We start from the raw sequence: 14,082 nt of genomic DNA on the forward strand, positions 1-14,082 counted from the left end.
CGTAAGGGGAATGATTTGGATAACTGCCACAACCAGCGTGGCCTAAGGTGCGATGGAGATACTTGCCGACAAGCCTGCCACTAACTCGACCCCTTGCGGCAAGTTATCGATGTGAATACGCACCGGGATGCGCTGGGCAAGACGTACCCAGTTAAAAGTCGGCTCAACCTGTGGCAGGCCAAGACCGCCCGTGTCGTCATTATTATCACCAATCCCATGCCCGATACTTTCAACGTGGCCGGTCAGGACGGGCTCGAAGCCCATCAGCGCAATGTGCGCGGTATTTCCCACGCGAATGTGGCGCAGTTTGGTTTCCTCAAAATAACCCACCACCCAGAAACTTTGCGCGTCGACGATGGCTACCTTTGTTTCTCCGGCAGTTGCGTAGTCGCCGGGGCGAAGCCTCAGATGTGTGACATAACCGGCAACCGGCGCCCGCACGGTGGCATGGGATAAATTGAGTTCAGCCAGTTCCAGCGCAGCCAGCGCACCATGGTAATTGGCCGTTGCGATATTCGCCGCGCTGCTTGTTTGCTGCAAATCTTCACCGGAAATCATGCCTTTTATCTGCACACGTCGTCTGGCGGCATCCTGGCGCATCAGCATTTCATGACGTTTAGCATCGACATCAGCCTGCGCGCTGAGCAACGCCAGCGTTAACCAGTGCGGATCGATGGAATAGAGAACATCGCCACGATTCACCCACTGATTGTCTCTGACAGCCACGCTGATAACCGGCCCTGAGACATCCGGCGCAATTTGCACTACATCCGCACGAACCCGGCCATCGCGGGTCCAGGGCGTCTGCGCATAATGCTTCCACATCATGAAGGCCAGAATAGCTGACACGGCGGCTGCGCTTAGCGTCAGCGCATAGCGGGTCAATAAAGAGAGAAACGATTTCATGCAAATAACCCCAGCGCGTTAGCGTCCTGCAGGAACAGGAAAAAAGTGACGATATACAGTGAGAAACCAATCAGCGGGCGGCAGGGCAAACGGCAATAAAACCTGCTGAAAGAGAACAGCGGCACGAGTAACAGCGTGCAGGCCAGGCTAATAAGCGCAATGACCAGCAGACCGGGGAGAAATACCCCCGCAATATTGATGTCATTCAGCATTTTCTTGCTCCTTCTTGCTACTTCGCAGTGCGCAGTGCAGGTCAACAAGCCTGTCGACAACCTGGCGCGATTGTTCATCTGGCGCAGGCAGAGAGAGGCAAATCATTGACGCAATGCGCTCGCGTACGGCGGGTATGTCTTTCGTGTGAATAAGCTGGTAAAGCAGGTCATTGATCTCCCGGGCTGTTTTTCTTTCCGCCCGCGAATAACAGTGGCGTAAATGCATGACAGAGAGGCCAATTCGCAGATAGTGCAACATATGCTCAAGCACCTGTTCTGAGGCGTGCTCACTGCGTTGCAAACGCGGCAGTAAAAGGGCTGTTCTGTCTATCATCAGATTGGTCCAGTGCGTCTCATCGGGTTTAAAAACACCTTTCACGCTGCGCCGGATATCGCGTCGACAGAGTTTCAGCAGACGGTTAATGGCCGCGTCTGCCTGCACCGTTTGCAACAAACTCATGCTGACCACGGCATAGCCGATGGCGGCAAACAAGGCAATAGAGGTATTGATGGCTACAGCGAAGTCCCCGCTGTAATGCGCGCCTAATTCGCAAAGGATTGGCAGGGTGAGGGTGATCCCCATGGCCATAAATGTGGTGGGCGGGCGCGCCTGGAGCGATCCGGCCAGCAAATAGGCGGGGGCAAGCGCCGCAACCAATACCGCGAAATCGGTCACTTGCGGAAGAAGGACAAAGCTATAGAACAGGCTTATCAGTACCCCCAGACGGAACCCATAATATATTTCACAAGGTGGGGGGCTGGCGTGTCGAAACTGGCAAACAGCGTACAGCAGACCCCAAGAACAGAGACCGCCGTGGCGCCATCAGGCCAGGCTGAGTAAATCCAAATCAGGCAGCCGCTTAAGATTATCGAGAAAGCCCCCAGCGCTGTGCGTGCAGCGCTAAGGTGATCCCGGTGGAATACGTAGCCTTTTGCAGCCTTGACCTCCATCAGCGCAGGGGTGTTTTTCGCGTGGCGAACCGCATCAGAAAGGCGCTCGCATTGCTGTAAAAGCACGATGGCCTCTGTCAGGTGGCGCGTAAAACTGGCCCGTATCGCATCTGTCATTGTTGGTGTCTGCGAAGCGTATAACGCCGTTAACTGTTCACTGCGTTTTTTTAGCGCCTCTGCGCTGATCGTCTGCTCGCTTTCCACCTCATGAGTCAGCCAGGCCTGGACATCCTTTAGCAACAACCGCAGCTCGACGGGTATCTCCTCTGGCGTCGGTAAGCGATCGCGTAATTCACAATTCACAATTAACAGACGAGCCAGCCTGTCATGGATGGCTTTTCGTGCCTGGCGGACCGGCGCAGAAAGGGCAAAGTCATAAGGGATATGGTGGCTGATACCCTGCAAAAACTGCAGTGCCAGCGCCAGATGAAGGCTATCGGAATGCTCATCGGGTTTGCCTGCTAAGGTGTCGGCAATTTTCAGCCGGGCCGAGCGTAATGTCTGCGCTAATTTGTTGTTGAACACCCCTGAAATACGCGCGGGCAATACGTATCTGTGAATAAGCGCGGCGCAGAAAATACCAATCATGATCTCCTGCACGCGGAGAATGGCGATATTAAAAATAGTGCCGGGATCAAACACCGCAGGAAAACCAATCAGGCTCGCGGTGTAACCGGCTAATACAAAAGCATACGCACGTGAAGTGCGTACAAGGAGGGATAAATAGAGACAGAAGGTTATCCAGCCTGTGAGCATCACGCTGCAAAGCACCGGCATGTTCACGAAAGTGGGCACGATCAAAACGGTCGCTCCGGCGCCGATGACCGTACCTGCCAGGCGATAAAGGCTTCTGCTCAGTGACGCGCTCACCGAGGTTTGCGAGACAATATATACGGTAATGATGGCCCACGACGGGCGCTCAAGACCTATCGACAACGCAATAAAATAGGCGAGCATCGCGGCGGTAAAAGTCTTTGCAGAATAGAGCAACGCGTTAGCGTCGTTCAGCAGTGCGGGAGAAGCCACACGGCGTAATAGCTTGCTGGTAGCGCGTAAAAAATGACTGTGAAAGAGAGCGAATGTGTTCATGCCGGGGATTATTACCGGCTTGCGTATGCTATTAAATACTCTATTCTGTCAAAAAATACCTAAATGTTGCCAATCACATGAAGCCCCAATTCGTTACAACATTATTTGACCCTGATGCCACCTCGTGCCCGGCAGTGGCGCGGCATCTTGATTTTATTGATTACGAGGCCGAAGTGCCGGTGCATACACATCGCAAAGGGCAATTGATCATTGCGCTGTATGGCGCGGTAATCTGTCGCGCCGAAAATGACATATGGATAGTGCCGCCAAATTGCGCAGTCTGGATACCGGGCGATGTTCCTCACAGCGCTAAAGCGACCTGGAACGCCCATCTCAATTATCTGTTTATTGAACCCGGCGCCACTGCGCTTCCGGAAAAATGTTGCACGCTGGCGATTTCACCCCTGATTAAAGAGTTGGTGGACCGCTTAACGCGTGAGGGCATCGATTACCCGCCCGATAGCCATGTCGCAAGACTGACCAGAGTGACGCTTGACGAGTTAGCCACCATGCCGCAGCAGAAATTGAGTCTGCCCGTTTCGGCCCATCCCAAAATACGCGCCATGGCAGATGCGCTGGTCAGTAACCCGGAGGATCGCAGCACCTTTAAAGCGTGGGCTAAACGGCTGGCGCTCAGCGAGCGCTCGCTGGCACGCTTGATGCTACGCGAGACAGGGCTAACCTTCGGACGATGGCGTCAGCAGCTCCATCTGATCCTTGCGCTCCAGGCGCTGGCAAGTGGCGTCTCGGTACAAAATGTGGCGGCAAACCTGGGGTATGAATCGGTGAATGCCTTCATCACCATGTTCAAAAAAACGATGGGCAGCACCCCTGCGCACTATTTTGCCGAACGAAAAACAGACGTACGTTAATTAGCCGGGTTTTGGATGAAAGGGTAACAAAAGTGATCCAGACGGCGGCCTGAAAAGAAAGTTCACGTGCGTCTTTGAAGAGAAATGCCATGCATGTATAACTAATTAAGACAGGCATTCATAAGTGGCCTGGTGGCAGCTTTTATGACTCCCCAACTGTTGAATCCAGACGAGCATCTTTTTGAGCATGTACTGTTTAAAATAAACACTATCGCTTTTCTCAGCCGGAGAATATGCCGTGAATGTCAAACTAAAATATGCAAGTAGTGAATTACGCGATCCTGTCCAGGCTGTAGCTGAATTTGCCAATAAGATTGGTCATGAGGATATTGAAACCATCTTATTTTTTTGCTCTCCGGATTATGATCTTGAAATATTAGGCAGCGAATTAAAAAAAACCTTTTCATGCACGCTTATAGGATGCACCTCCTCCGGGCAAATTGGTCTGGATGGTTTTCAGCACTCCGGGATGCTCGGCCTGGGCTTAGGGAGCGAATTTCGGGCCTCCGCTTTTATGATTCATCCTTTAGTTGAATACTCTGCCGTTATTGCAGACATGGCTGAAAAAATCCGTCTCGACAGCGAGGCAAGGCCGAATATTAATCGCTTCGGTCTGTTGCTTGTCGATGGACTTTCGATGGCAGAAGAGCGACTTGTGGCTAATCTTTATCAGCAGATAGGGAATGTGCCTATCATCGGGGGATCGGCGGGTGATGACCTGCGCTTTGAACAAAGCTTCATTTACGACGGCAACGGTAAATTTGTATCAGACGCAGCGGTTTTTGCGGTCATTGAGACCCACTCTCCTCTTGCGACGTTTAAAATTCAACACTTTGTTCCCAGCGATGTGGAACTGGTGATTACCGAAGCCGATCCGGAGAAACGGATCATTTTTGAAATTAACGGCGAACCTGCTGCACAAGTCTACGCCGAATCTCTCGGCCTGAGCGTGGACGAGTTGACGCCCACGATATTTTCTCGCAACCCGCTGGTGCTCTCGCTTGGCGATGAACCTTATGTACGCTCCATTCAGAAATGGAACGCCGATTTTTCGTTAACCTGCTATTGCGCGATTGAAGAGGGGTTGATTATTTCGATTGGCAGAGCAGAAGATCCCATCGAGACCTTCAGACAATCGTTTGAAAAGGTTCATGAAATAATTCCTGACCCGCGTGTCATCATCGGTTGCGATTGTATTCTTCGCCGCCTCCAGTTTGAAGAAGAAGGGCTTGAAGAACCGATTAGCGACATTATGCGCCAGAACAATGTGATCGGTTTTTCTACCTACGGCGAGCAGTACAACGGGCTGCACGTAAACCAGACATTCACAGGCGTCGCTATCGGAGGCTAAATTATGTCTTCTTTTACCCACGAACCCAATGCGGGCCTGTCACTTGCCGATTATGAGCGCAAACTTCTCGCCCGCGATAAAACAATCGATGTCCTGAAACGCCGTATTGCACAAGAGGCCAGGCATAGCCATACAACGCCTTTTGCGATTCTGGAACAGAATATTGGTCTGGAGAAAGTCGTTGCTCGTAAGACGATGGAACTCGAGAACGAGCGGCTCGAGCTTGAAAAAGCATTATCGGAATTACGGTTAGCGCAGGCCCAACTGTTGCAAGCGCAGAAAATGGAGTCTATTGGTCAGCTTGCCGCAGGTATTGCGCATGAGATTAACACCCCGACTCAGTATGTTTCTGACAATGTCGGTTTTGTGAAAACCGCCCATGCAACGCTGACAAAGGTACTTGATGCTGCGCTTGCGGTGGTCGAGGTTGCGCGTGAGAAACTGGACAATGAGCCGACGATAGAGGCATTCGACACGGTTTTAAAACGTGCCCGGATTGATTTTTTGCGCAGCCAGATTCCCTCAGCGTTAGATGAGTCCCTGGAAGGCCTTGAGCACATTGCGAAAATTGTCGCTGCCATGAAGGAGTTTTCTCACCCATCGCAAAATGAGAAAGAATCTGTCGATATCCGTGAGGTCATTCGTACAACCGTGACGGTCGCGCGCAACGAGTGGAAATATGTCGCTGATCTGGAAACCCATTTTGGCGACGATTTGCCCTTGCTGCCATGCCTGCGCGATATGGTCGGTCAGGCCATACTTAATTTAGTGGTCAACGCCGCCCATGCGATTGCCGATACCCTGCAGAAAGGCGTTAAGGAAAAAGGCCGTATTGTCATTTCCGCTGAGCAAAACGGTGACTTTATGGAAATACGGGTGCAGGACGATGGTAGCGGCATACCCGCTGGTATCCTGGATCGTATTTTCGATCCCTTCTTCACGACCAAAGCCGTCGGTAAGGGGACGGGGCAGGGGCTTGCCATTGTCTACTCGACGGTCATCGACAAACACATGGGACATATCCGCTGCGAGTCTGAGGAAGGGGTGGGGTCAACGTTCATATTGCAATTTCCGCTTCATAGTCGCAAAGAGGGATGAACGGCATGCAGGTGATGTTTGTTGACGATGAAAACCGCATACTCTCGGGCATTGAGAGAGCGGTCATGATGTATAACCCTGATTGGGAATGCCGCTTTGCAAGTAGTGGTCCTGATGCGCTGGCGATGCTTGAACAGACTCCGGCAGATGTTGTGGTATCGGACATGCGCATGCCTTTTATGGATGGGGCTGAGTTGCTCACCCAGGTTCGCACCCGCTGGCCGGGTACGGTACGGATCATCCTTTCTGGCTATTCAGAGCCCACATCAACGCAACGAATGCTCCAGGTCGCGCACCGGTTTGTGTCTAAGCCGTGTGACAGTACGGCCCTGATCGAGATGATCGAAAGTACGCTCGCGCTACGCCAGACCATTGACGATCCGGGGCTCATTGATTTAACGGGGCATATTAGCCACCTGCCTGCCACACCTGAGATATTCGCTGAACTGAGACAATGCCTTTCCGGGACTGCCTGTGATATCCCGTGTATTACTGATCTCATCAGGCGCGATCCCGCGCTGACGGCCAGGTTTATGCAGATTGCAAATTCGGCCTGGTTCACACGAGGGGCACGAATTCATGATATCGGCAGTGCCATCACCCACCTGGGGCTGGAGCAGATAACGTCATTGATCCAGACCCCTGAATTTTTTACCGAAGCGAACAGTGATCCTGGTGTCAGTGAGTTACAACGTAAGGCCTTTCTCGCCTCGCAACTCGCCGCCCGCATGTGTGGCCACGAGGGGCTGGAGTCGACCGCCGCATTGCTCGCCAATATTGCTCTGCTGCTTCCCGATATTAAAGGCCATTCCCCCACGAGCCGCGCCGCTCTGGGGGCCTGGATGCTGGCGTTGTGGGGATTGCCCGGCGATCTTGTCGAGATCGTTGCCCGACAAGCCCAGCCTTCACGCCTTACGAATAATAGCTTCGGTGCGATCGGTACCGTACATGTTGCGGTCGCGCTGGCGAACAATAACGTACCCGATAACGATTATCTCGAACAAACAGGCATGCTGAACCAGCTCCCTCTGTGGCAGCAAATGCTTGCTCATATAAAGGAGACCCATCATGACTGATACTGCCCTCGCTCGGGTACTGTGCGTGGATGATGAACCCAATGTGCTCGCCGCCATTGAACGCAATCTTTTTGGGGAATTTGAAGTAGTGGTCGCAAAGAGCGGCGAGGCCGGGCTTGACGCCGTTCGCTGGGGCGAAAAGTTTGCTGTCATCGTGTCCGATATGCGTATGCCTGGCATGGACGGGGCGACTTTCCTGGCGAAAGCGCGGGAAATCTCTCCCGACAGTGTTCGCATTCTGCTGACCGGTCAGGCCGATGTGCAATCTTCAATTGCGGCTATCAATAAAGGGGCCATTTTTCGCTATCTGTGTAAGCCTTGTCCAAAAGACGAACTGATTGCCACGCTGAATGAGGCGGTGCGCCAGTATCGCCTTATTTGTGCCGAAAAAGAGTTGCTTGCCACCACGCTTACCGCTTCGGTGAAAACGCTGACCGAAGTGCTCGCGATGGTCGCGCCATGGGCTTTTCAGCGCTCCGCGTTCGCGCAGTCATGTGTGAATCATGCTTTGCCAAAACTGGAGTGGCCCGATGAATGGATTTACACCATCGCGGCGTCACTAAGCCAGATAGGCTGTGTCGGTATTCCTGCGGATATCGTCCAGGCTGATGCGGCCCAGCGTAAACTGACGGATGAAGAGAAAAAACTGCTGCTTGGTCATCCGGAGGTTGCCGGGCGGTTGGTTGAGAACATTCCTCGCCTCGAACTGGTCGCGGGAATTATACGTCACCAGGCGAAAGAGCCGGCGCCTAATGTCCCTCTGGAGGTTCTGCGAGGCGCGCATTTGCTGCGTGCCGCGCTCGAACTGGAAAAACATGCCGTCCGTGGCTGGAGCCTGGAGCGGCCATGGGAAATTCTGCGTGCGGCCACGCCACCACTGCCCGACTACATCATTAAGGCGTTGTCAGATTTCCGCGCAAACGTGAGTGGCGTTCGTTCTGCCCATATTCGCGAATTGCTGCCCGGATGGGTGGTTGAGGAAGATATCCTGACATCGAATGGACTGATGGTCTTGACCAAAGGGCATGAACTTACTGACACCGCTATTAATGCGCTCCAGCGGTTGTTGTCCGTGAATGCCATCAAAGAGCCTATCCGGGTACGGGGAACGTCCATCTGAGAAAATACAGATAACCCTCTGTCGATAAAAGGGCTGCAAGGGCAGAGGGTAAATTACCTTGGGGTAAGTCAGGCGCTGGCTGTTTAATAACCGGTCCGCTAACCGGAAAGAATAAAAGCGAGCCGCTGGCTGAATGTAAGGCAATAAAAAACCCGCACTCGGCGGGTTTATTTTTATCAGTAGATTTTATCTGCTCAGGCTATTGTCTTCATCGCTGTTGTAAACATCACTGATAATGCGCGCAACTTACAGCGCGGTAACGTTACCGGCCGCAGGGCCTTTAGCGCCACTTTCGATAGTGAAGGATACTTTCTGGCCTTCATCAAGCGTTTTGTAGCTGTCGCTCTGGATTGCAGAGAAATGTACGAATACATCTTTGCTGCCATCGTCAGGAGTGATAAAGCCAAAACCTTTATCGGAGTTAAACCATTTTACTAAACCAGTCATTTTATTAGACATAGATACTTCCTTAATTTTATGGGCCACGCAGAGTGGCAATAATGGCCTGTAATGTTAGAGTGACTTATTTGGCACTTAGGAGGAGGCTCTCGAAGAAGGATATCTATGGATAACACTTGAACTGAGGACTGCTTTACTAAAACTGCTTTCATAAGGTCTGTATTCCAAACCGATGGCGCTATTAAGACATAGCGAAATTAATTAAGCAACGTTTATATTTTTTATTTTAACCGCTTACACGCCCGGACGGCTATCTGGCACATCAGTACCAGATAGCCTGCCGTCGCGTTTTTGGGATGACCTGGTCACCCCTTGCGTGGCGTGTTATCACGCGGCGCTGTTATATCCTGGTTCCGGCAGCAGCGTTTTACCGCCTTTCAGGGTAAACAGCGACATAACGGTAAAAGTCAGGGTAATACAGCCCAGAATGAGGTACGCCTGATGGAAGCCAACCGTGTCGTACATCCGTCCCACCCACGCCGACAGCACCACCCCCGAAAGCTGTTTCGATAAGTTAAAGCCAATCAGGAACAGCGTGGCCGACAGTTTTGGATTAAAGGCCGAGGAGATGTATTTAAAGGTGCCGACCAGCAGGAACGGCAACTCAAACATATGCAGCATTTTTAAGATAACCACTTCAAGCGCAGACGACGCGAAAGAGGACCCCAAAATACGTGCTGACATAATAACTCCGGCGGCCAGCAGTGCGTTTTTTGCCCCGATGCGGTTCACGATGGCGGGTGCGAAGAACATAATCGTGGCGTTGAAAAGTTCCCCGCCGGTGGTGACGAAGCCAAAGACTTCGGTCCCGCGCTGCGGACTGGAGAAAAAGCCTTTAAAGAAGTTGGCAAATTGTTGGTCGAAGACGTCATAGACGCTGGCGACGCCAACCACGTAAACAATAAAGCCCCAGAAACGCGGCATACGCAGCAGTTCGGCGGCGGTTCGCATTGAGAATGCCTGACGATTGGCGCCCAGCGCGTCGATGACCAACTCGCTGTTACTGCCTTCGGGTTTGGACATCCACAACAGTACGCCGAGCACCAGAGCAAAACCGGAGGCGATCCAGAACGTAATGTTAGGGTCGATACCAAACAAAATACCGGTTATCGATGCGCACAATGCCCAGCCAATACAACCGGAAACGCGAACTTTACCGTATTCAAAACGGTTCGCGCGACTGACGCGTTCAATATATGCTTCGACAGCACCAGAACCGCTGGAGAAGACGATCCCTAAATAGATCCCACCTGCCAGCGCACCGGCGAAAATATTCATTTGTAGCAGAGGTGAGAGCACAAAAATAAAGAACGGGGCAAACAGGATCAGCAAGACCGTAATGGTCCACAGCAGGTGTTTGCGTAACCCCAGCTTATCGGAAATCAGGCCAAACACCGGCTGGAAAATAATCGCAAACAGCGAGATAGACGAGAAGACAATCCCCGTTTCGGTTTTGGTTAAATGGTTAACTTCCGCCAGCCAGACCGGGAAAAAAGGGAAATAAGCCGACATAATGAAGTAGTAAAAGAAAAAGAACAGCATAAAGTAGATAAAATTATGTCGTTCTCTTGGTGCGAGTTGAGAGAGTTTCATTGTGACTGTTCCATCTTGTTATGCCTGTATGCCTGGGGGCTTAACGCCCCCCGATTATTATTGGAAGTGGATCGTTAACTGATATTGCCATCGTGTCTCAAGCAGCAACCATTGCCGCAGTACGCTGGGTGTCCAGGAGTCATCACCGCCGATACCCATATGCTGGCCATCGAGGGTTATCCAGACGCCATTTTCCGGCTGCATCCTGTGCCAGTGGTCGGTCTCCATTAATTGCGCGGTACTGTAGGGCTGCACAGAGAAATGAAAATCTCCCGCGACGTGCCAGTGCCCCCAGTCCAGTGCTTTGTTATCGCAACGCAGGCCGTTTTCACCGGGGAAAATATAGGGCGTTGTCATCTCATCGAGCGGTAACGCCCAGCGGGAAAAGCAGGCACTGGTGCGCCGATCCGGGTAGTTTTCATGCGGGCCGAAGCCCAGCCAGGAGACCGGCTGGTACTGATCCGGCACCTGGAAATTCAGCCCGACACGCGGCAGCGGCGGTAAAGTGCCTGCGCGTTCGCCATCGACCGCCAGATGCAGCTTGCCTTCGGCATCAAAGGTCATTCGCCAGTGGCTGACAATTACCACGGCATCACCGCTCAGGTAGTGCCAGCGGCTGTCTATCACCACCTCATGGGCCAGACGTTGCGCCTCACACTGCACACAGCGCGCGGCGAGGTTATACAACCCCGCGCTCTTCCAGCGCTCGACCCAGGCGTTGGGATCGATGCGTTCTACCTCGCTGACACCAATGTCATTGTCCAGCGGGGCACGCACGAACTGATCGCGCAGCGGTGTCAGTAACTGTTCCACGCCGTCGACCTGCCAGTGGGTAAGCAGCCCGCTTTGCCTGTCAATAACCCACTGTTGGCTATCGCAGCGTATCGTCCAGGCACTGTCGCTGCCCTCAAGCTCCGGTGCATTCGCCGGGCGTACAGGCGTTCGCAGCACCAGCGGGGCGGCGAGAGCGAACTGCTGCCAGGCGACACGATGCCCGGCTTCTGACCAGGCCGTGGCCTGCGGCTGGATAACCTCCAGCGTCAGCCACACCTCTTCGGCACCGGTGGGCAGCGTCAATGTCTCCGCGAGCGTCAATGCGTTGTGCCCCTCCGGCGAGATATCCAGAGCTGCACTGCCATGGGCAACGGTTTCACCTGCGGCCTGAACCTGCCAGTGCAGTGTTTCGTTGTCCGTCGCGCGGAACAGATATTCGCTGGTAATACTGATGCGCAGCGGGTTTTGCGCCAGCAGCGTAAACTGGAAAAATTGCTGGGCATGTTTGGCCTCAATAAGTGAAGGGTGAGGGCGGCGGTCGGGGAACACCAGACCGTTCATACAGAACTGCCTGTCATTGGGTTTATCGCCAAAATCGCCGCCGTAGGCCCAGCCGACGCTGCCATCGTCAAAGGTTTTGGTGATCGCCTGATCGGCCCAGTCCCAAATAAAGCCACCCTGCAGGCGCGGATAATCACGAAATGCCCGCCAGTAATCCGCAAAGTTTCCCAGGCTATTGCCCATCGCGTGCGCGTATTCGCACAGGATGAGCGGGCGCTGCTCGCCCGGCAGGCTGATCCACTTTTTGATCCCCCATTTCGGCACCGCCGGTATCAGCAGATCGCTCTCCACGCGGGCATACATCGGGCACAGAATGTCAGTTGTCGTGCTGTTTGCTCCGCCGCCTTCGTACTGCACAGGGCGTGACGGGTCGTTACGCTTAAGCCAGTGGTACATGGCTTCGTGATTACCGCCACCGCCGGATTCGTTGCCCAGCGACCAGATAATAATCGACGGGTGGTTGCGGTTGTTTTGCACCATCCGTGTGACGCGAGCGCTGTATGCCGGGAGCCATGACGGATCATCAGAGAGACGACTCATGGGCACCAGACCGTGGGTTTCAATATTGGCCTCGTCGACGACGTACAGACCATAGCGGTTGCAGAGTTCATACCAGCGCGGGGCGTTGGGGTAGTGGGAGCAGCGCACGGCGTTAAAATTATTCTGCTTCATCAGCCGAATGTCCTGCACCATATCCTCTTCGCTGACAACCTGGCCGCGTTGGTGGTGATGTTCATGGCGGTTGACGCCGCGGATCAGCAGCGGTTTGCCGTTGAGCTTCAACAGGCCATTGTCAATTTCAACCTTACGAAAACCGATGTCCCAGGCTTCGGCTTCGATCAGCTCATCGCCGCGCCACAGGGAGACCACAGCGCGGTAGCAGTTCGGTGTCTCCGCACTCCACAGCGCCGGGCGTTCGACCGGCAGGCGCATCACCGCGCGTTCGGCATAGTTGCCGCGCTCATCAATCACCGGCGAGCCGGGCGGTTGCTGATGATTGACGATGCGCTGTGTGTCGTTCCACAACTCGACATTGACCGTCAGGTGCTCCAGCATCTGCGTCGGGGCGGCGACGGTGACGTTAACCACCAGTTCAGCGTCGCGATACAGCGCATCGAGCTGTGGGGTGAGCTGGACATCGCTCAGGTGCAGCGCAGGTTTGTGCAGTAGCCAGACCGAACGGAAGATCCCGCTCATCCGCCACATATCCTGATCTTCAAGCCAGGTCCCTGCGCTCCAGCGCATCACCATCACGCAAAGGCGATTCTCGCCGGTATGAAGATAAGGGCTCAGATCGAAGGCCGCAGGCAGGCGGCTGTCCTGCGAGTAACCAACCCATTCACCGTTACACCACAGATGAAAGGCAGAATTAACGCCATCAAAGATAACCTGCGTTTGCCCTTCATCCAGCCAGTGCGCGTCGACGTTAAACAGCAGCGAGTAGCAGCCGGTCGGGTTCTCTTCCGGCACGCGCGGCGGGGTGGTTGCAATGGGGTAACGCACGTTGCTGTAAATAGGTATGTCATAGCCTTCCATTTGCCAGTTCGAAGGAACTGGCGTGCTGCGGCTACCGGGCAGATCGCTTTCCAGCCAGGAGGCATCCACCTCAAACGGGCTGCGCGCCAGGGCAAACTGCCACTGTCCGTCCAGCAGACGACGGTGCGTTGAGGGCTGATTTTCCTTTGCGGCGTGAACGTCTCGCCAACTGGCAAACGTCGGGTGAGCCGCTAAGCGGTTAAGGTGCGTAATGGTCTGATTTTGCCAGTCTTCACGGGCAAGTACATCGTGGAACCGGGGGCCACGACGCGCGTGGGAATCGTAATGTTGCATCGCTATACCTGATAATAAAATGAAATGTCATTCGCTCGACAAGATGGATGAGTTATCAGATATTTTGTTTGGTGCCACAATATTTGGGAAAGTGAAACCCATTAACGATCACGAAACCGTGCGAAAGACGCCGTTTTTTGTCGTCTTTTCGACATATAATGTTAGCGAGCGACATTGTTATCACAAGGTT

General features: G+C 53.4%; 10 protein-coding genes and 1 pseudogene. 5 read left to right on the forward strand and 6 right to left on the reverse strand.

The window, feature by feature from the left end; all coding sequences use genetic code 11:
• Window positions 1-42: 42 nt before the first annotated feature.
• The 3 genes and pseudogenes from MRY16398_RS13805 to MRY16398_RS13815 form a co-directional block, all read right to left on the reverse strand.
• Window positions 43-906, reverse strand: a complete 864-nt coding sequence (locus MRY16398_RS13805) for an efflux RND transporter periplasmic adaptor subunit (RefSeq protein ID WP_039078892.1) — start codon at window positions 904-906, stop codon at window positions 43-45.
• A complete protein-coding gene (locus MRY16398_RS13810; RefSeq protein WP_125124606.1) occupies window positions 903-1,118 on the reverse strand; it encodes a DUF1656 domain-containing protein in 216 nt (71 codons plus the stop codon). Before MRY16398_RS13810 ends, MRY16398_RS13805 begins: the two co-directional genes overlap by 4 nt.
• Window positions 1,108-3,158 (reverse strand): annotated as a pseudogene (locus MRY16398_RS13815) (FUSC family protein). The gene MRY16398_RS13810 and the pseudogene MRY16398_RS13815 overlap by 11 nt, the downstream one beginning before the upstream one ends.
• A 77-nt stretch (window positions 3,159-3,235) precedes the next feature.
• Between MRY16398_RS13815 and MRY16398_RS13820 the strand changes: the two are divergent.
• The 5 genes from MRY16398_RS13820 to MRY16398_RS13840 all read left to right on the forward strand — a co-directional run bounded on the left by MRY16398_RS13820 (window position 3,236) and on the right by MRY16398_RS13840 (window position 8,675).
• Complete coding sequence (locus tag MRY16398_RS13820; protein WP_125124607.1) at window positions 3,236-4,030, forward strand: AraC family transcriptional regulator; 795 nt, start codon at window positions 3,236-3,238, stop codon at window positions 4,028-4,030.
• 238 nt (window positions 4,031-4,268) lie between these two features.
• Window positions 4,269-5,381, forward strand: a complete 1,113-nt coding sequence (locus MRY16398_RS13825) for an FIST N-terminal domain-containing protein (protein WP_039078896.1) — start codon at window positions 4,269-4,271, stop codon at window positions 5,379-5,381.
• 3 nt (window positions 5,382-5,384) lie between these two features.
• Entirely contained in the window at window positions 5,385-6,479 is a 1,095-nt protein-coding gene (locus MRY16398_RS13830) for a sensor histidine kinase (protein WP_125124608.1), read from the forward strand.
• 5 nt (window positions 6,480-6,484) lie between these two features.
• A complete protein-coding gene (locus MRY16398_RS13835; protein ID WP_125124609.1) occupies window positions 6,485-7,555 on the forward strand; it encodes an HDOD domain-containing protein in 1,071 nt (356 codons plus the stop codon).
• Window positions 7,548-8,675, forward strand: a complete 1,128-nt coding sequence (locus tag MRY16398_RS13840; RefSeq protein WP_110295254.1) for a response regulator — start codon at window positions 7,548-7,550, stop codon at window positions 8,673-8,675. The genes MRY16398_RS13835 and MRY16398_RS13840 overlap by 8 nt, the downstream gene beginning before the upstream one ends.
• Window positions 8,676-8,921: 246 nt before the next feature.
• Here MRY16398_RS13840 and cspE read toward each other — a convergent pair whose 3' ends face one another.
• The 3 genes from cspE to MRY16398_RS13855 form a co-directional block, all read right to left on the reverse strand.
• A complete protein-coding gene (cspE, locus tag MRY16398_RS13845; protein ID WP_016495754.1) occupies window positions 8,922-9,134 on the reverse strand; it encodes a transcription antiterminator/RNA stability regulator CspE in 213 nt (70 codons plus the stop codon).
• 327 nt (window positions 9,135-9,461) lie between these two features.
• The gene (locus tag MRY16398_RS13850) at window positions 9,462-10,727 is read right to left on the reverse strand and encodes an MFS transporter (RefSeq protein ID WP_125124610.1); all 1,266 of its coding nucleotides are present in this window, start codon (window positions 10,725-10,727) and stop codon (window positions 9,462-9,464) included.
• Between the two features lie 57 nt (window positions 10,728-10,784).
• A complete protein-coding gene (locus MRY16398_RS13855) occupies window positions 10,785-13,892 on the reverse strand; it encodes a beta-galactosidase (RefSeq protein WP_125124611.1) in 3,108 nt (1,035 codons plus the stop codon).
• Window positions 13,893-14,082 lie beyond the last annotated feature (190 nt).

The sequence above is a fragment of the Phytobacter sp. MRY16-398 genome, assembly GCF_003925915.1.
GTDB classification, from domain to species: Bacteria; Pseudomonadota; Gammaproteobacteria; order Enterobacterales; family Enterobacteriaceae; genus Phytobacter; species Phytobacter diazotrophicus.